Annotated in this window: 1 protein-coding gene; it reads right to left on the minus strand. The window is 41.9% G+C overall.

Features of this window, described 5'->3' with window-relative positions; all coding sequences use genetic code 11:
- Positions 1-225: 225 nt before the first annotated feature.
- Positions 226-369: an integrase core domain-containing protein gene (locus A0F92_RS16010; RefSeq protein WP_394330959.1), complete on the minus strand. Its 144-nt coding sequence runs from the start codon at positions 367-369 to the stop codon at positions 226-228.
- Positions 370-372: the final 3 nt, after the last annotated feature.

Consider the following 372-nt stretch of genomic DNA (forward strand, 5'->3'; position numbering starts at 1 on the left):
GACGCACGGGGTTATTAACCACCACTGCTTAAGTCGGTCTCACATAGAGCTGTCATTGCAAAATTCGGGGTGTTGCAGTAAAGTCGTTAGCTAGGGAATTTATTTTCTGTCGAAAAAGGGGGAATGACATACTGTAGGCTCCCCATTTTTAGTACAGTTCAAAAGTAGAATAATTTTTCATTTCAATTGTGTTAGTGCAATCTATTGGGCTTCGTTACGCTTCGGCTACGCCTTCGCTTCACTACGCCCAATAGATTGTTGATTTTTTTCTCTATACATTTTTGGCGATATCCCACCCAGCGCATCATGAGGCCGTGTAGTATTGTAATCGTCAACCCATACCTGGGTTACTTCTCTTACTTCATCAATTGT

This window comes from Hydrotalea flava (assembly GCF_001623405.1).
Classification (GTDB): Bacteria; Bacteroidota; Bacteroidia; order Chitinophagales; family Chitinophagaceae; genus Hydrotalea; species Hydrotalea flava.